The following is a 19,841-nucleotide window of genomic DNA, read 5'->3' on the forward strand; positions in this document are numbered from 1 at the left end:
CACCCGGATCAGGGCATGGAAGTGGGGGGCACCCGGCTGGCCTCGGTGCCCCCCACTGCTGTGGTGCTACTTGCGGCCGGCGTTGATCAGCGCGGCGTGCTCCTGGAGCGACATCACCCCGACCTCGTCGCGCAGCAGCGCGTCCATGCCCTGGACGGCCGCGCCCATCGCCTGGACCGTGGTCAGGCAGGGCACGCCGCGGGACACGGCGGCGGTGCGGATCTCGTAGCCGTCGAGGCGCCCGCCGGTGCCGTACGGCGTGTTGATGATGAGGTCGACCTCACCGTCGTGGATCAGCTGGACGATGGTCCGCTCGCCGTTGGGGCCCTCGCCCTCGCTGTGCTTGCGCACCAGCGTGGACGGGATGCCGCCGCGGTGCAGCACCTCGGCGGTGCCGGCGGTGGCGAGCACCTCGAAGCCGAGGCCGACCAGCGCGCGGGCCGGGAAGACCAGGTTGCGCTTGTCGCGGTTGGCGACCGAGACGAAGACCTTGCCCTTGGTCGGCAGCGCGCCGTAGGCGCCGGCCTGGGCCTTGGCGTAGGCCGTGCCGAAGACCTTGTCGATGCCCATGACCTCGCCGGTCGAGCGCATCTCCGGGCCGAGCACGGTGTCCACGCCGCGGCCGTGGATGTCGCGGAAGCGGCTCCACGGCATCACGGCCTCCTTGACCGCGATCGGCGCGTCGGCCGGCAGCGTGCCGCCGTCGCCCTCGGCCGGGAGCAGGCCCTCGGCGCGCAGTTCGGCGATGGTGGCGCCGAGCGAGATCCGGGCGGCGGCCTTGGCCAGCGGCACGGCGGTCGCCTTGGAGGTGAACGGCACGGTGCGGGAGGCGCGCGGGTTGGCCTCCAGCACGTACAGGATGTCCCCGGCCAGCGCGAACTGGATGTTGATCAGGCCGCGGACGCCGACGCCGCGCGCGATGGCCTCGGTGGAGGTGCGCAGGCGCTTGATGTCGTAGCCGCCGAGGGTGATCGGGGGCAGCGCGCAGGCGGAGTCGCCGGAGTGGATGCCGGCCTCCTCGATGTGCTCCATGACGCCGCCGAGGTAGAGCTCGGTGCCGTCGTACAGCGCGTCGACGTCGATCTCCACCGCGTCGTCGAGGAAGCGGTCGATGAGCACCGGGTGCTCGGAGATCAGGCCGGCGTGGCGCTCCAGGTAGGAGGCGAGCGAGGCCTCGTCGTAGACGATCTCCATGCCGCGGCCGCCGAGCACGTACGACGGGCGGGCGAGCACCGGGTAGCCGATCTCGTCGGCGATGGCCTTGGCCTCGGCGAAGGAGAAGGCGGTGCCGTGCTTGGGGGCGGGCAGGCCGGCGTCGCGCAGCACGCGGCCGAAGGCGCCGCGCTCCTCGGCGAGGTCGATCGCCTCGGGCTGGGTGCCGACGATCGGCACGCCGTTGTCCTTGAGCGCCTGGGCCAGGCCGAGCGGGGTCTGGCCGCCGAGCTGGACGATCACGCCGGCCAGCGGGCCGGCCTGCTGCTCGGCGTGGACGATCTCCAGCACGTCCTCCAGGGTGAGCGGCTCGAAGTAGAGCCGGTCGGAGGTGTCGTAGTCGGTGGAGACGGTCTCCGGGTTGCAGTTGACCATCACGGTCTCGTACCCGGCGTCGGCCAGCGCGAAGGAGGCGTGCACGCAGGAGTAGTCGAACTCGATGCCCTGGCCGATGCGGTTCGGGCCGGAGCCGAGGATGATCACGGCCGGCTTGGTGCGCGGGGCGACCTCGTTCTCCTCGTCGTAGGACGAGTAGAAGTACGGGGTCTTGGCGGCGAACTCGGCGGCGCAGGTGTCGACGGTCTTGAACACCGGGCGGATGCCGAGCGCGTGCCGGACCTCGCGGACGACGTCCGGCTTCAGGCCGCGGATCTCGCCGATCTGCTGGTCGGAGAAGCCGTGCCGCTTGGCGTGGCGCAGCAGCTCGGGGGTGAGCTTCGCGGCCTCGGTCAGCTCGGCGGCGATCTCGTCGAGCAGGAAGAGCTGGTCGACGAACCACGGGTCGATCTTGGTGGCCTCGAACACCTCCTCCGGGGTGGCACCGGCCCGGATGGCCTGCATCACGGTGTTGATCCGGCCGTCGGTCGGCACGACCGCCTTGACCAGCAGCTCGGCCTTGTCGCCGACCGGGCCGGTCCAGGAGAACTGGGAGCCCTTCTTCTCCAGCGAGCGCAGCGCCTTCTGCAGCGCCTCGGGGAAGTTGCGGCCCATGGCCATGGCCTCGCCGACCGACTTCATGGTGGTGGTCAGCGTGGCGTCGGCGCTCGGGAACTTCTCGAACGCGAACCGGGGGACCTTCACCACGACGTAGTCGAGGGCCGGCTCGAAGGAGGCCGGGGTCTGCTCGGTGATGTCGTTGGGGATCTCGTCGAGCGTGTAGCCGACGGCCAGCTTGGCGGCGATCTTGGCGATCGGGAAGCCGGTCGCCTTCGAGGCCAGCGCGGAGGAGCGCGACACCCGCGGGTTCATCTCGATGACGATGACCCGGCCGCTGTCGGGGTTGACGGCGAACTGGATGTTGCAGCCGCCGGTGTCGACGCCGACCTCGCGGATCACGGCGATGCCGATGTCGCGCAGGATCTGGTACTCACGGTCGGTGAGGGTCATCGCCGGGGCGACGGTGATCGAGTCACCGGTGTGCACGCCCATCGGGTCGAAGTTCTCGATGGAGCAGACGACCACGACGTTGTCGTTCTTGTCGCGCATCAGCTCCAGCTCGTACTCCTTCCAGCCGAGGATGGACTCCTCCAGGAGCACCTCGGTGGTCGGCGAGAGGGCCAGGCCCTGGCCGGCGATGCGGCGCAGGTCCTCCTCGTCGTGGGCGAAGCCGGAGCCGGCGCCGCCCATGGTGAAGGAGGGGCGCACGACGACGGGGTAGCCGCCGAGCGTGTCGACGCCGGCCAGCACGTCGTCCATCGAGTGGCAGATGACCGAGCGGGCGGACTCGCCGTGGCCGATCTTGGCGTTGACCGCCTCGACGACGCCCTTGAACAGCTGGCGGTCCTCGCCCTTGTTGATCGCCACCACGTCGGCGCCGATCAGCTCGACGCCGTACTTCTCCAGCGTGCCGGCCGAGTGCAGGGAGATCGCGGTGTTGAGCGCGGTCTGCCCGCCGAGGGTCGGCAGCAGCGCGTCGGGGCGCTCCTTGGCGATGATCCGCTCGACGAACTCCGGGGTGATCGGCTCGACGTAGGTGGCGTCGGCGATCTCCGGGTCGGTCATGATCGTGGCCGGGTTGGAGTTGACCAGCACGACCCGCAGGCCCTCGGCCTTGAGGACGCGGCAGGCCTGCGTGCCCGAGTAGTCGAACTCGGCGGCCTGGCCGATCACGATCGGGCCGGACCCGATCACCAGGACGGACTTGATGTCAGTGCGCTTAGGCACGCTGGCCCTCCATGAGCTTCGCGCTGTGCTTGTCGTCGCCGCGCATGAGCTCGACGAACCGGTCGAAGAGGTAGGCCGCGTCGTGCGGGCCGGCCGCCGCTTCGGGGTGGTACTGCACGCTGAAGGCGGGGACGTCGAGCGCCTGGAGGCCCTCGACCACGTCGTCGTTGAGGCAGACGTGGGAGACCTCGACCCGCCCGAAGGGGGTGTCGCTCACCCGGTCCAGCGGTGCGTTCACGGCGAAGCCGTGGTTGTGCGCGGTCACCTCGACCTTGCCGGTGGTGCGGTCCTGCACCGGCTGGTTGATGCCGCGGTGGCCGTACTTGAGCTTGTAGGTGCCGAAGCCCAGTGCGCGGCCGAGGATCTGGTTGCCGAAGCAGATCCCGAAGAACGGGGTCCCGCGCTCCAGCACGCCCTGCGCGACGGCGACCTGGTGGTCGGCGGTGGCCGGGTCGCCCGGGCCGTTGGAGAAGAAGACGCCGTCCGGCTGGACCGCGTAGAGGTCCTCCAGGGTGGAGTTGGCCGGCAGCACGTGCACCTCGATGCCGCGCTCGGCCATCCGCTGCGGGGTCATCCCCTTGATGCCGAGGTCCAGCGCGGCGACGGTGAACTTCTTCTCACCGATCGCGGGCACGACGTACGCCTCGGTGGTCGCCACCTCGGCGCACAGGTCGGCGCCCTTCATCTCGGGCGACTGCTGCACCCGGGCGAGCAGTTCGGCCTGGTCGGTCAGCGCCTCGCCGGAGAAGATGCCGCAGCGCATCGCGCCGCGCTCGCGAAGGTGGCGGGTGAGCGCCCGGGTGTCGATGCCGCTGATGCCGACGACGCCCTGGCGGACGAGCTCCTCGTCCAGCGAGCGGGTGGAGCGCCAGTTGGACGCCACCCGGGCGGGGTCGCGCACGACGTACCCGGCGACCCAGATCCGCTTGGACTCGTCGTCCTCGTCGTTCCAGCCGGTGTTGCCGATCTGCGGGGCGGTCATCACGACCACCTGGCGGTGGTACGACGGGTCGGTGAGGGTCTCCTGGTAGCCGGACATGCCGGTGTTGAAGACGGCCTCGCCGAAGGTCTCGCCGGTCGCGCCGTAGGCCTCGCCGCGGAAGGTCCGGCCGTCCTCCAGGACGAGCACGGCGGGGGTGCGCTCCCGCCGTCGGCGCTGCGTGGTGGGGGCAGGTGCGGTCATTGAGCGGCCTCTTCCGTCTTCGTCTTCGTACGTGTTGCGAGTTGGGCGATCGCCTCGACCCAGGCGGCGTGCTCGTCGGGGTGGTCGGCCCGGAAGCCCGAGTCCAGCTCGGTGCCCTCGTGCGTCCAGCTGACGACGAGCAGCCCGGCCGGGACGACCTTGCCGGCGATCCCGGAGTCCGTGCGGGCACCGGTCAGGTGCCCGGCCGGGATCCAGAGGTCGACGTCACCGGGGCGCCGCACCAGCAGGCCGTCCTGGCCGAGGGTGAGGTCGGCGCGGCTGCGGGTGCCCAGGCCGTGCGCGACGACCCGGTCGAGCCAGTTCCCGGCGGTGGTGGAGCCGTGGTACCGCCCGCTGGTCTCCAGGATGGTCCGCCCGGCGCCGGCCGGCACGGCGGGCAGCGGCGGGATGCCGGCCTGGAGGGTGCGCCGCCAGTTCCAGCCCTGCCGCATCAGCCAGTAGACGAGCCCGATGACGATCAGCAGGCCGACGGCCCAGCCGATGTACCCGGGCCAGTTGGTGACCTTGGCCTGCTCCTGGGCGAGCGCGGCCGGGCCGGTCACGCCGCCCCGCCCTGCTCGGCCAGCTCGCCGGCCAGCACGGTGGCGCGCCCGCGCAGGAAGGTGGCGTGCACCCGTCCGGGCAGGTCAAGGCCCTTGTAGGGGGTGTTGCGGCTGCGGGTGGCGAAGCTGTCCGGGTTCACGGCACCACGGTACGCGGGATCGAACAGCACCAGGTTGGCCGGCTCACCGACCGAGACGGGACGGCCCTGTCCGGCGAGACGGCCGATCCGGGCCGGGCGGTGCGACATGCGGTCGGCGACGCCCTCCCAGTTCAGCAGGCCGGTGTCCACCATGGTCTGCTGCACGACCGACAGCGCGGTCTCCAGGCCGACCATGCCCATCGCGGCGACGGCCCACTCGCAGTCCTTGTCCTCGTCCGGGTGCGGCGCGTGGTCGGTGGCGACGGCGTCGATGGTGCCGTCCGCGAGCGCCTTGCGCAGCGCCTGGACGTCCTCGGCGGTGCGCAGCGGCGGGTTGACCTTGTAGACCGGGTCGTAGGAGCGGACCAGCTCGTCGGTGAGCAGCAGGTGGTGCGGGGTGACCTCGGCGGTGACGTCCCAGCCCTTGGCCTTGGCCCAGCGGATGATCTCGACCGAGCCGGCGGTGGAGACGTGGCAGACGTGCAGCCGGGAGCCGACGTGCGCGGCGAGCAGCACGTCCCGCGCGATGATCGACTCCTCGGCGACGGCCGGCCAGCCGCCGAGCCCGAGCTCGCCGGAGACCTGGCCCTCGTTCATCTGGGCGCCCTCGGTGAGCCGCGGCTCCTGGGCGTGCTGGGCGACGACGCCGTCGAAGGCCTTGACGTACTCCAGGGCGCGGCGCATCAGCACCGCGTCGTCCACGCACTTGCCGTCGTCGGAGAAGACCCGCACGTTCGCGGCGGACTCGTGCATCGCGCCCAGCTCGGCGAGCTTGTTGCCCTCCAGGCCGACGGTGACGGCGCCGACCGGCTGCACGTCGCAGTAGCCGGCCTCCTGGCCGAGCCGCCAGACCTGCTCGACCACGCCGGCGGTGTCGGCCACCGGGGTGGTGTTGGCCATCGCGTGCACGGCGGTGAAGCCGCCCATCGCGGCGGCCCGGGTGCCGGTGAGCACGGTCTCGGCGTCCTCGCGGCCGGGCTCGCGCAGGTGGGTGTGCAGGTCGACGAGGCCGGGCAGCACGATCAGGCCGCCGGCGTCGATCTCGATGTCCGCCTCGACCGCCAGGTCGGTGCCGATCGCCTTGATCACACCGTCGGCGAGGTGGAGGTCCTGCGGGGCACCGCCGAGGATCTGGGCGTTGCGGATCAGGTAGGTGGTCACTGAGCGGTCTCCACGGAGTCGGTGCGGGCGTCGTTGAGGGTGGCTCCCCCGAGCAGCAGGTACAGGACGGCCATCCGGACCGACACGCCGTTGGCGACCTGCTCGACCACGGTGCAGCGCGGCGAGTCGGCGACCTCGGCGGTGATCTCCATGCCGCGCACCATCGGGCCGGGGTGCATCACGATGGCGTGCTCGGGCAGCTGGGACATCCGGGTGCCGTTCAGGCCGTAGCGGCGGCTGTACTCGCGCTCGGTCGGGAAGAACGCGGCGTTCATCCGCTCGCGCTGCACCCGCAGCATCATCACCGCGTCCGTCTTGGGGAGCACGCGGTCCAGGTCGTAGCTGACCTCGCAGGGCCAGTTCTGAATGCCGATCGGCAGCAGCGTCGGCGGGGCGACGAAGGTGACCTGGGCACCGAGGGTGGTCAGCAGGTGCACGTTGGACCGGGCGACCCGGCTGTGCAGGATGTCGCCGACGATGGTCACCCGGCGCCCGGCGAGGTCGTTGCCCAGCCCGGCGTTGAGGTGGCGGCGCATGGTGAAGGCGTCGAGCAGCGCCTGGGTGGGGTGCTCGTGGGTGCCGTCACCGGCGTTGATCACGCTGCCGTGCAGCCAGTCGGACTGGGCGAGGCGGGCCGGCGCGCCCGAGGCGTGGTGCCGGACGACGACCGCGTCGGCGCCCATCGCCTGGAGGGTGAGCGCGGTGTCCTTGAGGCTCTCGCCCTTGGAGACCGAGGAGCCCTTGGCGGAGAAGTTGATGACGTCGGCGGAGAGCCGCTTCTCGGCGACCTCGAAGGAGGTCTTGGTGCGGGTCGAGTCCTCGAAGAAGAGGTTGACGACGGTGCGGCCGCGCAGCGTGGGCAGCTTCTTGACGGCCCGTCCGGAGAGCTGGGCCAGCTCCTCGGCGGTGTCCAGGATCAGCAGCGCGTCGTCGCGGGTGAGGTCGGCGGCGGAGACGAGGTGGCGCTTCACGCGGGCTACTCCGGGAGGTGCGGTTCGGACGGCTGGGAGGCCAGGGCCTGCGAACCCTGTTCATCGCGCGCGGAGCGCGACGCATCGGTGTAGGCGCGGTCGCCGACCAGCACGGCGTCCACGCCGTCGCTGTCGGACAGGCGCACCTGCACGGCCTCGCGCAGCGAGGTGGGGAGGTTCTTGCCCACGTAGTCGGCCCGGATCGGCAGCTCGCGGTGGCCGCGGTCGACCAGGACGGCGAGCTGGACGGCGCGCGGGCGGCCGATGTCGTTCAGCGCGTCGAGCGCGGCCCGGATGGTGCGGCCGGAGAAGAGCACGTCGTCGACGAGGATGACGAGCTTGCCGTCGATGCCGCCGGACGGGATCTCGGTGTGCTCCAGGGCGCGGGCGGGCTTGAGCCGCAGGTCGTCCCGGTACATGGTGATGTCCAGGGCACCCAGCGGGATCTCGCGCCCGGTGATCTGGGCCAGCCGGCCGTGCAGGCGGCGGGCGAGGTGGACGCCCCTGGTGTGGATGCCGAGCAGCACGACGTCCTCGGCGCCCTTGGCGCGCTCGACGATCTCGTGCGCTATCCGGGTGACGACCCGGGCGATGTCCGTGCCGTCCAGCACCTGGTGCGGCGGTCGCGGCGTCGAATCTTGGTGTGTGGTCATGCCGAAGCGGACCTCCTTCCCCGCCTCACTGGACGGGCCTTAAAGGATGTCTGGGACTGCCCCCGCCGACCGGGCGCGGGCTTCGAGCCATCCTAGCAGCGGGCCGGGAGGCAACCGGACACGCACCATTCCGCTTCGCCCGGTTCACGCCCCGGACGCGCCGCGGATGCGGGCCATTCGCACGACTGCCCCATTCGGCTTGACGCAGCTACCTTACTCTACGTAACCTCACAGTGAGTTACGAGACGGACGTCGAACCCACCGGTAACGGCGTCGACCATCGTCCGTGACCCACCACTGAACGCGAAGCAATCTCGTCCGGGGAGATCAATGTCCAGCGACTACGCGAAGCAACTCGGGGGCAAGCTCCGAGCGATCCGCACTCAGCAGGGTCTCTCCCTGCACGGTGTCGAGGAGAAGTCCCAGGGGCGCTGGAAGGCAGTCGTCGTCGGCTCGTACGAGCGCGGCGACCGTGCGGTCACCGTGCAGCGGCTGGCCGAGCTGGCGGAGTTCTACGGCGTCCCGGTGCAGGAGCTGCTGCCCGGCGGCACCCCCGGCGGCGCGGCCGAGCCGCCGCCGCGCCTGGTGCTCGACCTGGAGAGACTGACCCAGGTCCCGTCCGAGAAGGCCGGCCCGCTGCAGCGCTACGCGGCGACGATCCAGAGCCAGCGCGGCGACTACAACGGCAAGGTGCTGTCGATCCGCCAGGACGACCTGCGCACCCTGGCGGTCATCTACGACCAGTCGCCGTCGATCCTCACCGAGCAGCTGATCTCCTGGGGCGTGCTGAACCCCGACGCGCGCCGTGCGGTGCGCGAGGAGGAGGCGAGCTGACGCTCGCCGCACCGGCTCCCGTCGGCTCGGTCCGCGGTCCGGGCCACGCCCCGGGCCTTGCAGAAACGTCACGGCGCGGCACCCCACATCCCGGGGGCCGCGCCGTCGCGCGTCCACGGCCGGCTCAGCAGACCGTCCCCAGGCTGTAGCCGGGCTGCGCCGCCACGCCGTCCAACCGCACCGGCCCGGCAGCCGGCGCCCAGTCCTGCCCGCCGCTCGACCAGGCCCAGGAGGCCGGCAGGAAGTGCTCGTCAGCGGCTGCGCCGCGGGCGCCGCCCGCCGCCACCGAGCCCTGCGAGCCGTGCAGCACCGCCACCCCCGGCAGCTCCAGCGCCAATCCGGCGCACAGCACCGCGCAGACCAGCTCCAGGTCCTCGTCGTTGATCCGGACCACTCCGTCCTCCCACTGCAGCACCCGGGCCGCCGCGGTCAGCCGCCCGCCCGGCGCGTCCACCCGCAGCCGCAGCTCGTACACCCCGGCGCCCGCGCCGACCAGCATCCGGCGGAACACCTCGGCGCCGCGCTGACGGGCGGCGCGCACCCAGCGGGCGTGCTCCTCGTCGACCTCGCCCGCGGCCCCGGACAGGCCGCCGTCCAGCAGCAGGTCGGCGTGGCAGAGCGTCAGCCCGCTCTCCCGGGCCCGGACCAGGCGCGGCACGAAGTCCCCGGCCAGTTCCTCGCCCTGATAGGCCAACAGCTGGGTCTGCAACGGCGGATTGACCAGGTAGCGGTCGCGGGCGAGCGGCTCGGCCGGGTCCAGCCCGTGCAGCACGCAGAACTCCGCGAAGTCCTGCGGGTGGAACATCCGGGCCCGCACGGTGTCGAAGCGCTCCAGGGCGTCGGCCAGCAGCTCGGCGGTCTCGGCCAGGTACTGCTCGTGGTCGGCGGCGTTCGACAGCCCCCAGGCGCGGGCCCGGGCGAAGTCGGCCGCGCTGGTCAGGATCCCGATGACGAACGCCTGCTCGGCCCCCTCGACCCGCCGCCGCTGGTGCGGCGCCCGCACCGTGGGTCGCGGGCCGCCGGCGGTGCAGTCGGAGTTGCGGCGGGCGCGGCCACTATGGCTCATCGAATGGCTCCTGGCGTCGGCAGGTGACGGTCAGCGGCCGGCTCGCCGCTGACCGTCTATCTCCCCATCCGCGCGCGCCGCACACGTACGGCGTGTCACAGGAATGTAACCGACGGTAAGACGATGTGATTCACGCCTTCCGTGGCACCCGGGCCAGCTGGCGGGACTGCGCGACCAGGCGGCCGGACTCGTCCCAGACCTCGGCGTCCTCCTCGAAGTACCCGCCGGCCACGTTGCGGGTGGCGTGGGTGACCCGCAGCCAGCCCGGGACCGGCCTGGCCCGCAGGTGGACGGTCAGTTCGACGGTCGGGGCCCAGCCGGGCATGCCCAGGTCGAAGGTCACCGGCGGCAGCGCGTCGGCGACCAGCAGGAGCAGCAGCGGGTCGGGATCGCGGCCGTCGGCGAGCCGGAACCAGCCCTGGATCCGCCCGTTGCCGGACGGCTGCCCGAGCGCCCAGCCGATGGTGGCCGGGTCCAGCCGCAGGTCGAAGCGCTCCAGCAGTTCGGCCTGGGCGATCAGCTCCCGGGGCGCGTGCTCGACGCCGATGCACTGATCCGGCGGCGGCAGCTGCGGCGGCAGGGCGCTGGTGCGCACCTCGCCGTCGGCGGTGGAGAGGTCACCGTGGCTGGCGACCACCCGCAGCCGCTCCACGCCGTCCTGGCTGAGCGAGGCGGTACCGGTGGAGAGCCCGCGGCCGGTGCGCAGCACCTCCGTGCGGACGGTCGCCGGGCCGGGCGTGGAGGCGGACAGGTAGTAACCACTGATCGACACCGGGTCGGGGTGGTCGCCGTGCTCCAGCGACAGCGCGTGTCCGGCGACGGCGAGCAGCAGCCCGCCGTTGACCCCGCCGCCGATCTGCCAGCCGGCACCGAGTTCGGCCTCGTAGCGGCCGGGCTCGTCAGGGTGCCGGGTCAGGGCGATGCCCTGGTCGAACTCGCTGCGGGTCGCGGTGGTCATGGGGGGTGGCCTGCCCTTCACTGCGGTTTCCGAACGCCAAGTTACTGACGAGTAGGGCACCACCTTACGCCGCCCGGGTGAAACGCGCGACGGCCGCCGGACCCGGAATCCGGGTCCGGCGGCCGTTCTGCGGGTTTCACCGCCACCGGTGGTCGGGGCCTAGGGCACACGACCTACCGGCGGATGCTCGGCTTCAGCTCCAGGAAGCGGGCGAGCAGACCGTTGACGAAGGCCGGGGAGTCGTCCGTGGAGAACTCCTTGGCGATCTCCACGGCCTCGTCCAGGACGACCGCGTCCGGGACGCCGTCCTCCCAGATCAGCTCGTAGGCGCCGAGCCGCAGGACGTTGCGGTCCACGATCGGCATCCGGTCGAGGGTCCAGCCCACCGCGTACTGCGAGATCAGGTCGTCGATCCGGCGAGCGTGCTGGACGTACCCCTCGATCAACTCCATGGTGTACTCGCCGACCTGCGGGGTGCCCTCGTCGGGCTTCGGCTCGCGGGCGCGGGCCACCCAGTCCGCGAGGACCCGCTGCGGGTCGACCCCGCGGTGGTCGGCCTCGAAGAGGATCTGGAAGGCCCGGGTACGGGCCTTGCTACGTGCGGCCGACACGGACTTACTTCACCCGGCCGAGGTAGCCGCCGTCGCGGGTGTCGACCTTGATCTTCTCGCCGGTGACGATGAAGAGCGGCACGGCGATCTCGGCGCCGGTCTCCAGCGTGGCCGGCTTGGAGCCGCCGGTGGAGCGGTCGCCCTGGACGCCCGGCTCGGTGTGGGAGATCAGCAGCTCGACGGAGGCCGGGAGCTCGATGTACAGGGGGGCACCCTCGTACATGGCGACCAGGGCCTCGAAGCCCTCCAGCAGGTACTTGGAGGCGTCGCCGACGACGGCCGGCTCGACCACGATCTGGTCGTAGGTGTCCGTGTCCATGAACACGAAGTTCTCGCCGTCCTTGTACGAGAACTGCATGCCGCGCTTGTCGACGTTGGCGGTCTCGACCTTGGTGCCGGCGTTGAAGGTCTTGTCGACGACCTTGCCGGTCAGGACCTCCTTGAGCTTCGTGCGCACGAAGGCCGGGCCCTTCCCGGGCTTGACGTGCTGGAACTCGACGACGGACCAGAGCTTGCCGCCCTCCAGCTTGAGGACCATGCCGTTCTTGAGATCGTTCGTGGAAGCCACGGGCGCACTTACTCCTGGATATAGCTGTCAAGGAACCAAGGCTTGCGTCCTGCCGCCGACGGCCGACGGGCGGCCGCGGTCACAGGGCGAGGAGCTCCTTGGTGGTGATGGTGAGCAGCTCGGGCCCGCCCTCCTCTGGGGGGCGCACCACGAGCGTGTCCTCGATCCGGACACCGCCCTTGCCCGGGAGGTGGACCCCTGGGCCGACGGTGACCGGCACGCGGCTGTCCAGTTTACCCATGTCCGACGGACCGAGGCGCGGCGCCTCCCGGATCTCCAGCCCGATGCCGTGCCCCACCGGGTGCGGGGAGGTCTCGGTGTGGCCGGCCGCCTCCAGGATCTGCCGCGCGGCCCGGTCGGGCACGTACTGCTCCACGCCCGGTCCGAGCGCCTCCCGGCCGGCCCGCTGGGCCCGGAACACCAGCCGGTGCAGCTCCACCTGCCAGGGCGCGGGGGCGGCGCCGATCACGAAGGTCCGGGCGGTGGAGACGCCGTAGCCCCGGTACTGGGCGCCCATCACCACGGTGAGGAAGTCGCCCTCCTCCACCCGGCGGTCGGTCGGCTGGTGGGCGGGCCGGCCGGAGTGGCTGCCGGTGCCGACGGACACCGGGTAGGCCGCCCGGTCCGCGCCGTGGTCGATCATCCTGCGTTCCAGCTCCATCGCCAGGTGCCGTTCGGTGCGGCCGACCAGGATCGACTCCAGCAGTTCGCCGAGCGCCTGGTCGGCGATCTCGGCGGCGATCCGCAGGTCGGCGATCTCGTGCTCGTCCTTGACCACCCGCAGCCGCTCGACCACCTGCGCCAGGTCGGCCAGCCGGGCCCCCTCCGCCAGGCTCGCCACCGCGCGGTGGCGGCTGACGGTCAGGTCGTGCTCCTCCACCGCGAGGTCCGCCACGCCCAGTCGCGCGGCGGCGGCGGCCGCCGCCAGGGCGGTGTCCGCCGCGGCCGCCACCGGCACCTGGGTGACGTCCGGCGCGATCAGGTGCTCCCCGGTGTCGTCCGGCGGCAGATCGTCCGGCACTGCCAGCAGCACCCGCTCCCGGGTCAGCAGCAGCGTCGCCCCGCAGGGCGCGCAGCCCGTCAGATACCGCACGTTCGCCGCCCGGGTGATCAGCGCCGCATCGGCCCCGGCCGCACTGCAGTGCTCCCTCACCCGCTCCCGCCGACCCGCGTACGCATCAGACATGCGTCGAGCCTACGAACCCCCACCCCGATCCGCCCGCCGAGCACCCCCGACAGGGCGCGCTCCCGCCCCCGCACGCCCTCTTTGTGGTCGCTACGCCCCCTCCGGATCGATCAGGCCTCGGCGATAGGCGGGGACCAGGTTCTGGGGGACGAGCAGTTCGCGGCCGTTGAGGGTGATCGGGACGAGCTTCGGGGCCTTGCCCTTCCACTGGGCCCGGCGGTGCCGGGTGTTGCTGCGGGACGTCTTGCGCTTGGGGACGGCCATCGGGGGCTCCTTGTCGGGTGGTGACGGTGGTGACGGTGGTGACGGTGGTGACGGTGGTGGCGGTGGTGACGGTGGTGGCGGTGGTGCCGGCGGCGATGGCTACCGGGTGGTGCCGGCGTCGTACGGGAGGAGGGCCATCTCGCGGGCGTTCTTGACGGCCCTGGCCACGGCGCGCTGCTGCTGGACGGTGAGCCGGGTGACGCGGCGGCTCCGGATCTTGCCGCGGTCGGAGACGAAGCGCCGCAGCAGGTCGGTGTCCTTGTAGTCGATGTACTCGACGCCGGCCGCGAACAGCGGGTTCGGCCGGTCCTTGGGCGGGTTCGGTCGCTTACGCACAGTGACGGCTCCTCAGTGAACGGGGTCGAGCAGGTCCCGGAAGGCGTCCGGCAGGGCCTTCCAGCCGGGTTCGCCGGCGGCGAGTTCGGCGTCGGTGAGCAGACAGGAGTCGAGCAGCCCGGTGACACCGTCGACGTCCAGGCCCTCGGCGGTGAAGCTGAGCTGCTGCACCCGGTCGCCGTGCAGAGGGTGCCAGTCGAGGGCGGCGGCGGCCCGGCGGGCGGGCGGGTAGAGCTCCCAGGCGGCGTCGGGCAGGGAGGTGAGCCAGGGCCCGCACTCCTCGACCGCGAGGTTGGCCCCGGCGGCGTCCCAGGCGAGCATCAGGTCGGGCCGGTTGGCCAGCCAGAAGCGGCCGCGGCTGCGCTGGGCGGCGGGGACGAGCAGTTCCAGCGCCCGGTGCAGCCGCTCGGGGTGCAGCGGGCGGCGGCGCTCCCAGACCAGCGTGGTGACGCCGGCCTCGTCGCTCTCCTGCGGGAGCAGCGCGATCGCCGGGTTGACCCGGTCGCGGGCGGCGGCGACGTCGAAGCCGCCGAGGGCGGCCCGGGTGAGCGCGCCGGTGCCGAGCCGGACGACCCGGGCGGTGGGGTGGAGCTGGCGGAGCAGCGCGAGCCCGGGCGTGTGCGCCGTCGCGCGCGGGACGGCGAGGGTGGTGGCGTACTCGACCTGGTGGGCGAGCGCCTCCGCGCGGGTCCGCTGGTCCTGGCGGGCGGTGTGCTCGCCGTGGTCCACCAGGTCGTCGGAGACGGAGAGTTCGCCGATCAGCCGGTCCGGGTCGACGGCCGTGACCACGCCCGCGAGTTCGACGGCGTCCTCCAGGTGGCGGCCGTCCGCCTCTCCCCCGGCGATCACCTCGACGGCCGGGTGCGGGTCGCTGCCGCCCCACAGTTCGACGATCGCGAGTCCGTACCGGCCTTCGTCGGCGATCCGCAGCAGTCGCGGCAGCAGGTCCTCGCGCAGGGCGCAGCAGGGGCAGTCGTTCACCAGCGGGACGTCGGCGGCGTCGAACCCGCCTCCCGCGTCGCGCAGTTCGCGGTGGACGACGCCCTGCGAGGCCTCCCGCAGGTCGTGGTGGAGGACCACCGCGTCCACCGCGGCCGCGGCCAACTCCCGGACGGTGGCGCGGCGTTCGGCGGCGTGCAGGCCGGCGACGACCACCACGGGCAGCTTGATCCCGTCCACGCCGCTCACCAGCTGGCCTTGCGGACGCCGGGCAGGTGGCCGGCGTGGGCGTGGACGCGGAGGTTGACCCGGGAGAGGCCGAAGGCGCGCAGGTAGCCGCGGGGGCGGCCGTCGACGGCGTCGCGGTTGCGGATCCGGGTGGCGCTGGCGTCGCGGGGCTGGCGGGCGAGTTCGGCCTGGGCGGCGGCGCGTTCGGCGGGGGCGGTGCCGGGGTGGGCGATGATCCGCTTGAGCTCGGCGCGGCGCTCGGCGTACCGGGCCACGACGGCGCGGCGCTGCTCGTTCTTGGCGATCTTGCTCTGCTTGGCCATCAGACCTTCCCCCCTCGGGCGCGGATGCGGGCGACGGCGGCCTCGATGCCGATCGTGTCGATGGTGCGGATGCCCTTGGCGCTGAGGGTGAGCCGGACGTACCGGCCCTCGCCGGGCAGCCAGTAGCGCTTGTGCTGGATGTTGGGGTCGAAGCGGCGGCGGGTGCGGCGGTGCGAGTGCGAGATCGCGTTGCCGAATCCGGGCTTGCGGCCGGTGAGTTGGCAGTGGGCGGACATGGGTGCTCCCTGACGTCCGGGAATGGGCAGGACGGAGCTCACGTTACACCAGATGAAAATGACTTCCATTTCGGTGTACGGTTTCGCCCCAGCCCCGAACACCCCGCCAACCCGCCAACCCGCCAACCCGCCAACCCGCCAACCCGGGAGGACACCCATGGCCCGTAGTGAACTGCGCCCCGTCATCAAGCTCCGCTCCACCGCCGGCACCGGCTACACGTACGTGACCCGCAAGAACCGCCGCAACGACCCGGACCGGATGGTCCTGCGCAAGTACGACCCGGTCGCGCGCCGGCACGTCGACTTCCGCGAAGAGCGCTGAACCCCGCCCGCCCGAACTGAACCCCGCACCGACGGAACGCCGACCGGCAGCGACCCGTACCGCCCCGCAGCGACGAAACGGCGCCTCCCCCGGGATCCCAGGGGAGGCGCCGTCGCTGCTCGCAGCCGTCGCCGCTCGCAGCCGTCACTACTCGGCGGCCACCCAGCGCTTCTCCACCCGGGCCAGCTTCCAGTAGGCGATCGCCGCGGCCCAGACCACCACGAACAGCCCGGCGATCGCGTAGCCGACGTTGTCCAGCGAGATGCCCGCGATCCAGCCGGTGACCGGGTCGGTCAGATCGAGCTTCTCGTGCAGCACGCCGACCAGCTCGATGGTGCCGATGACGAAGGCCACCGCGATCGACAGCCCGGTGATCGTCAGGTTGTAGTAGACCTTCCGGACCGGGTTGGCGAAGGCCCACTGGTACGCGAAGTTCATGAACGTCCCGTCCAGGGTGTCGAACAGGCTCATCCCGGCCGCGAACAGCAGCGGCAGGCAGACGATCGCGTACCAGGGCAACCCGGCCGCCGCGCCCGACCCGGCCATCACCATCAGGGTGACCTCGGTCGCGGTGTCGAAGCCCAGCCCCAGCACCATGCCCACCGGGAACATCTGCCCGGGCCGGGTGATCGAGCGGGTCGCCCGGTTCAGCACCCGGGCCATGAAGCCCCGCGAGTTGAGGTGCTCCTCCAGCTGCGCCTCGTCGTACGACCCGGCCCGCATCGCCCGGAACACCTTGAGGATGCCGAGCAGCGCGGCCAGGTTGAGCGCGCCGATCAGGTAGAGGAACGCGCCGGAGGCCGTCGTGCCGACCATCCCGAGCCACTTGTGGGTGGTCGAGTCGTCGTCCATCAGCGTGCTGGCCAGCTGCGCGCCGCCCGCCACCAGGGCGGCCATCAGCACCACCATCGAGGAGTGCCCGAGGGCGAACCAGAAGCCGACCGAGACCGGCCGCTTGCCGTCCGCCATCAGCTTGCGGGTGGTGTTGTCGATCACCGCGATGTGGTCGGCGTCGAAGGCGTGCCGCATGCCGAGGGTGTACGCGGTGATCCCCAGGCCCACGCCGAAGACCTGGGTGCCGACCGCGTAGTTGTGGGGCGCGACCAGGAAGATGAGCGTCCCGAACGCCACCACGTGCATGGCCAGGATCACCCCCATCAGCCCGGCCGTGCGAACGGTGTCCTCGCGCTTCCAGCGGAACGTGGGCAGCACGGACGGTGTCGCCGGCGCCTCGGCGGCGGCGGTTTCGGGCAGGGTCATTCGGGTCACGCTCCAGCACCTCGTGGAAACACTTCGTGAGATGCCGTGGCCGGTCTCCTGGCTTACGGGGGTCCCGTACCCGCCTTCCCAGGTGCGCGAGGCTCCCAGTGGCGTCGTGGGTACGGACGTCTCTCCATCGTCGACGATCACGATGGCCCGATCACAGTGGCGAGGGCCGCTCCGGACTGGGACCCCTGAGGATCCGTCACCGGTCTTCCCGAGCACCACGGCGGGGAACACCGTAGGGGTCAGGACCCACCCTTGCAAGGCTGCGCACCTGCGCAGGTGTCCAGGATCACAGGCCCCCTCCTGCAACAATGTGCGCATGCATCTCGTACCGGCCGACCGCGCGGGCCACCGCACCATCGACGGACACCGGGTCTGCGAGGCCATCGCCGCGATCGGCGACCCCGCGCACGTCCGCACCTGGGCCGAGCGGTTCTCCCTGCTCGCCGACCCCGGGCGGCTCGCCCTCCTGCTCGCCCTCCACCGGGCCGGCCCGCTCGCCGTCTCCGACCTCGCCGTCGCCACCGGCATGCGCGACCCCGCCGTGTCCCAGGCCCTGCGGCTGCTCCGCACCGCGGGCGTGGTCACCGGGGACAAGGACGGGCGGGTCGTGCGCTACCGGCTCGTGGACGAGGCCATGCGCCCCCTCCTCGACGCGTGCGCCGCCGCCGAACACCACGAGCCCACCGCGGCCGTCGGCTGACCGACTGGACAGTGCCTGGTCAGGCCGCCTGGCAGGCGGGGCACCAGAAGAGGTTGCGCGCGGCGTGCTGCTCCGTCCGGACGTCGGTGCCGCAGACCAGGCAGGGCATCGCGGCCCGCCGGTAGACGTACACCTCGCCGCCGTGGTCGTCGACGCGCGGCGGGCGGCCCATCGCCTCGGGGGTGTGCTCGGGGCGGACGGTGTCGATCCGGCCCGCGCCGACGCCCTCGTGCATCAGGGCGACCAGGTCGGCCCAGATCGCGTCCCACTCGCCCCGGGTGAGGTCGCGGCCGGCGCGGTGCGGGTTGATCCCGTGGCGGAACAGCACCTCGGCCCGGTAGACGTTGCCCACCCCGGCCAGCACCTTCTGGTCCATCAGCAGCGCGGCGACGGTCGTCCGGCTGGCCGATATCCGGCGCCAGGCGGCCTGCGGGTCGGCGTCGGCGCGCAGCGGGTCGGGGCCCAGCCGGGCGGCGACGGCGGCCTTCTCCGCGCCGGTGACCAGCGCGCAGGTGTTGGGGCCGCGCAGGTCGGCGTAGCCGTCGTCGTTGGCCAGCCGCAGCCGGACCAGGCCGACCGGCTCGGGCGCGGGCCCGGTGCCGAAGGCGAAGCCGCCGTAGAGGCCGAGGTGGACGTGCACCCAGCCGCCCTCCTCGAAGCCGAGGAACAGGTGCTTGCCGACGGCTTCGGCCGCGGTGAGCAGCTGCCCGTCGATGGCCTTGGCCTCGTCGGCGAACCGGCCCTGCGGGCTGGACACCTCGACCGGGCGGCCGCCGAAGGCCTTCCGGTTCTCGGCGGCGAGGCGGTGGATGATGTGGCCTTCCGGCACGGGCGTCAGCTCCCCCGGGGTGGTTCGACAGGACCTGCACATCATCGCAGTCGGCGCCGACAGCACCGGATCGTCGCAGGTCAGCGGACCGGCATGCCCATCAGCCGGGCCAGGATGACGCGGTCCAGCTCGGCGGCGGTGCCGGCCACGTCCAGGTACGAGTTGTCGATGATCGGCAGCCCGGAGTTGTACCAGCCGGCCATCCGGCCGTGGATCCGCGCCACCTCCTCGTCACCGAGCCGCCGGGTGCCGCCGCGCCGGGCGTTGCGGTGCAGCACGGAGTCCAGGCTGGGCAGCAGCACGACCGGGATCATGCCGGGGCCGATGTGCCGCTTCCAGCCGCCGAGGCCGATGGCCGGGCGGTCCGGGAAGACGGCGTCGTCGATGATGCAGGAGATGCCGTTGGCGAGGTAGTTGCGGCAGGCGAAGCCGCAGGTGCGGCGGGCCAGCCGGTACTGCGCCTCGGAGGCGTTGTTCCAGCCGGACTGCGGGTTGGCGAAGCCGGACTGCACCCACTCGCGGACGTCGTCCAGGCTGATGTGCGCAGTCGGGCTGGGCCGGCGCTCGGCCCAGTACCGGGCGACGGTGGTCTTGCCCGCCCCGGCCGGGCCGATCAGCAGGACGGCGATCGGACTGGCGGGCGCGTGCCGCTGCGGCGGGTGGGCGGGGAGTTGCACGGGCGCGCCGGAGGGCAGCACGAAGTGCCCGGTGGCCCCGACGGGGACCGGCGCACTGGGCGCGGGCGCGGGTGCGGCCGGAGCGGGCGCGGAGACAGGAGCCGGAGCGGGCGGCACGGGAGCAGGCGGCACCGGAACGAGCGGCACCGGAGCGGCCGGAGCCGGCGGCGCAGCGGCGGGAACGGGAGCCGGAACGGGCGGCACCGGCGGCGGCGCGGCGGCCCCCGACGGCTGCGGCCCCGGCGGAGCGGCGGGACGCGGCGGGACGTGCCCACCCCCGGCGTACTGCGTCACGGTCACCTCCCGACACCTCTCAGCGGGGAGACTACACGGCGGCCCGGCGGCGGGCACAGTCCGCCGCCGGGCCCCTTCCCCGGCGTCCGCGATTTGTTGGTTTCTCCGCCAAGGAGCGCAGGGTCCACTCTTCCCAGCCCAGCCCCAATCCCCCC

Annotated in this window: 22 protein-coding genes and 1 riboswitch; of the genes, 3 read left to right on the plus strand and 19 right to left on the minus strand. The window is 72.6% G+C overall.

Features of this window, described 5'->3' with window-relative positions:
• Positions 1 to 66 precede the first annotated feature (66 nt).
• Genes carB through pyrR form a run of 6 tightly spaced genes read right to left on the minus strand, consistent with a single transcriptional unit; the run spans position 67 to position 8,046 of the window.
• On the minus strand, positions 67 to 3,375 hold the full coding sequence (gene carB / locus ACFVX9_RS16180; RefSeq protein ID WP_380370784.1) for a carbamoyl-phosphate synthase large subunit: 3,309 nt from the start codon (positions 3,373 to 3,375) through the stop codon (positions 67 to 69).
• Entirely contained in the window at positions 3,368 to 4,558 is a 1,191-nt protein-coding gene (gene carA / locus ACFVX9_RS16185) for a glutamine-hydrolyzing carbamoyl-phosphate synthase small subunit (RefSeq protein ID WP_063346759.1), read from the minus strand. Before carA ends, carB begins: the two co-directional genes overlap by 8 nt.
• Positions 4,555 to 5,121, minus strand: coding sequence for a hypothetical protein (locus ACFVX9_RS16190; RefSeq protein WP_380370787.1), 567 nt, complete (start codon positions 5,119 to 5,121; stop codon positions 4,555 to 4,557). Before ACFVX9_RS16190 ends, carA begins: the two co-directional genes overlap by 4 nt.
• Positions 5,118 to 6,422 (minus strand): dihydroorotase, encoded by a 1,305-nt coding sequence (locus tag ACFVX9_RS16195; RefSeq protein ID WP_363372726.1) that lies wholly within the window; start codon positions 6,420 to 6,422, stop codon positions 5,118 to 5,120. The genes ACFVX9_RS16190 and ACFVX9_RS16195 overlap by 4 nt, the downstream gene beginning before the upstream one ends.
• Positions 6,419 to 7,393: an aspartate carbamoyltransferase catalytic subunit gene (locus tag ACFVX9_RS16200; RefSeq protein ID WP_063346762.1), complete on the minus strand. Its 975-nt coding sequence runs from the start codon at positions 7,391 to 7,393 to the stop codon at positions 6,419 to 6,421. Before ACFVX9_RS16200 ends, ACFVX9_RS16195 begins: the two co-directional genes overlap by 4 nt.
• Before the next feature lie 5 nt (positions 7,394 to 7,398).
• A complete protein-coding gene (gene pyrR, locus ACFVX9_RS16205; RefSeq protein ID WP_063346763.1) occupies positions 7,399 to 8,046 on the minus strand; it encodes a bifunctional pyr operon transcriptional regulator/uracil phosphoribosyltransferase PyrR in 648 nt (215 codons plus the stop codon).
• Between the two features lie 330 nt (positions 8,047 to 8,376).
• Here pyrR and ACFVX9_RS16210 point away from each other — a divergent pair, with 330 nt between their 5' ends.
• Positions 8,377 to 8,880 carry a transcriptional regulator gene (locus tag ACFVX9_RS16210; protein WP_031072501.1) on the plus strand — a complete coding sequence of 168 codons (504 nt, stop codon included), beginning with the start codon at positions 8,377 to 8,379 and terminating at the stop codon, positions 8,878 to 8,880.
• Between the two features lie 124 nt (positions 8,881 to 9,004).
• On the opposite strand, the gene ACFVX9_RS16215 is transcribed toward ACFVX9_RS16210, so the two are convergent.
• The 10 genes from ACFVX9_RS16215 to rpmB all read right to left on the minus strand — a co-directional run bounded on the left by ACFVX9_RS16215 (position 9,005) and on the right by rpmB (position 15,595).
• A complete protein-coding gene (locus ACFVX9_RS16215; protein ID WP_380370790.1) occupies positions 9,005 to 9,946 on the minus strand; it encodes a hypothetical protein in 942 nt (313 codons plus the stop codon).
• Between the two features lie 130 nt (positions 9,947 to 10,076).
• Positions 10,077 to 10,904: a thioesterase family protein gene (locus ACFVX9_RS16220; RefSeq protein ID WP_380487013.1), complete on the minus strand. Its 828-nt coding sequence runs from the start codon at positions 10,902 to 10,904 to the stop codon at positions 10,077 to 10,079.
• A 173-nt stretch (positions 10,905 to 11,077) separates the two neighbouring features.
• Positions 11,078 to 11,515, minus strand: a complete 438-nt coding sequence (gene nusB / locus ACFVX9_RS16225; protein ID WP_063346766.1) for a transcription antitermination factor NusB — start codon at positions 11,513 to 11,515, stop codon at positions 11,078 to 11,080.
• A 4-nt stretch (positions 11,516 to 11,519) separates the two neighbouring features.
• A complete protein-coding gene (efp, locus tag ACFVX9_RS16230) occupies positions 11,520 to 12,083 on the minus strand; it encodes an elongation factor P (protein ID WP_063346767.1) in 564 nt (187 codons plus the stop codon).
• A 79-nt stretch (positions 12,084 to 12,162) separates the two neighbouring features.
• On the minus strand, positions 12,163 to 13,269 hold the full coding sequence (locus ACFVX9_RS16235) for a Xaa-Pro peptidase family protein (RefSeq protein WP_063346768.1): 1,107 nt from the start codon (positions 13,267 to 13,269) through the stop codon (positions 12,163 to 12,165).
• Positions 13,270 to 13,359: 90 nt separating this feature from the next.
• Entirely contained in the window at positions 13,360 to 13,533 is a 174-nt protein-coding gene (gene rpmF, locus ACFVX9_RS16240; RefSeq protein WP_063346769.1) for a 50S ribosomal protein L32, read from the minus strand.
• A 99-nt stretch (positions 13,534 to 13,632) separates the two neighbouring features.
• A complete protein-coding gene (rpsR, locus tag ACFVX9_RS16245; protein ID WP_387982123.1) occupies positions 13,633 to 13,869 on the minus strand; it encodes a 30S ribosomal protein S18 in 237 nt (78 codons plus the stop codon).
• A gap of 12 nt (positions 13,870 to 13,881) precedes the next feature.
• The gene (locus tag ACFVX9_RS16250) at positions 13,882 to 15,048 is read right to left on the minus strand and encodes a CobW family GTP-binding protein (protein WP_387982124.1); all 1,167 of its coding nucleotides are present in this window, start codon (positions 15,046 to 15,048) and stop codon (positions 13,882 to 13,884) included.
• Positions 15,049 to 15,053: 5 nt separating this feature from the next.
• Positions 15,054 to 15,359, minus strand: a complete 306-nt coding sequence (gene rpsN, locus ACFVX9_RS16255) for a 30S ribosomal protein S14 (RefSeq protein WP_063346772.1) — start codon at positions 15,357 to 15,359, stop codon at positions 15,054 to 15,056.
• Positions 15,359 to 15,595, minus strand: a complete 237-nt coding sequence (gene rpmB / locus ACFVX9_RS16260; protein WP_063346773.1) for a 50S ribosomal protein L28 — start codon at positions 15,593 to 15,595, stop codon at positions 15,359 to 15,361. The genes rpsN and rpmB overlap by 1 nt, the downstream gene beginning before the upstream one ends.
• Positions 15,596 to 15,752: 157 nt before the next feature.
• On the opposite strand from rpmB, the gene rpmG reads away from it, so the two are divergent.
• Complete coding sequence (gene rpmG / locus ACFVX9_RS16265) at positions 15,753 to 15,917, plus strand: 50S ribosomal protein L33 (protein ID WP_363618280.1); 165 nt, start codon at positions 15,753 to 15,755, stop codon at positions 15,915 to 15,917.
• Positions 15,918 to 16,064: 147 nt separating this feature from the next.
• On the opposite strand, the gene ACFVX9_RS16270 is transcribed toward rpmG, so the two are convergent.
• Complete coding sequence (locus ACFVX9_RS16270) at positions 16,065 to 17,177, minus strand: HoxN/HupN/NixA family nickel/cobalt transporter (protein ID WP_063346775.1); 1,113 nt, start codon at positions 17,175 to 17,177, stop codon at positions 16,065 to 16,067.
• A 29-nt stretch (positions 17,178 to 17,206) separates the two neighbouring features.
• A riboswitch (cobalamin riboswitch) is annotated at positions 17,207 to 17,421 on the minus strand.
• A gap of 81 nt (positions 17,422 to 17,502) precedes the next feature.
• Here ACFVX9_RS16270 and ACFVX9_RS16275 point away from each other — a divergent pair.
• Entirely contained in the window at positions 17,503 to 17,886 is a 384-nt protein-coding gene (locus ACFVX9_RS16275) for a metalloregulator ArsR/SmtB family transcription factor (protein ID WP_063346776.1), read from the plus strand.
• Positions 17,887 to 17,905: 19 nt separating this feature from the next.
• On the opposite strand, the gene ACFVX9_RS16280 is transcribed toward ACFVX9_RS16275, so the two are convergent.
• Together ACFVX9_RS16280 and ACFVX9_RS16285 are read right to left on the minus strand one after the other, a co-directional pair.
• Complete coding sequence (locus ACFVX9_RS16280) at positions 17,906 to 18,715, minus strand: DNA-formamidopyrimidine glycosylase family protein (RefSeq protein WP_350877854.1); 810 nt, start codon at positions 18,713 to 18,715, stop codon at positions 17,906 to 17,908.
• An 80-nt stretch (positions 18,716 to 18,795) separates the two neighbouring features.
• Entirely contained in the window at positions 18,796 to 19,692 is an 897-nt protein-coding gene (locus tag ACFVX9_RS16285) for an AAA family ATPase (RefSeq protein WP_380342366.1), read from the minus strand.
• Positions 19,693 to 19,841 lie beyond the last annotated feature (149 nt).

This window comes from Kitasatospora sp. NPDC058243 (assembly GCF_042882025.1).
Classification (GTDB): Bacteria; Actinomycetota; Actinomycetes; order Streptomycetales; family Streptomycetaceae; genus Kitasatospora.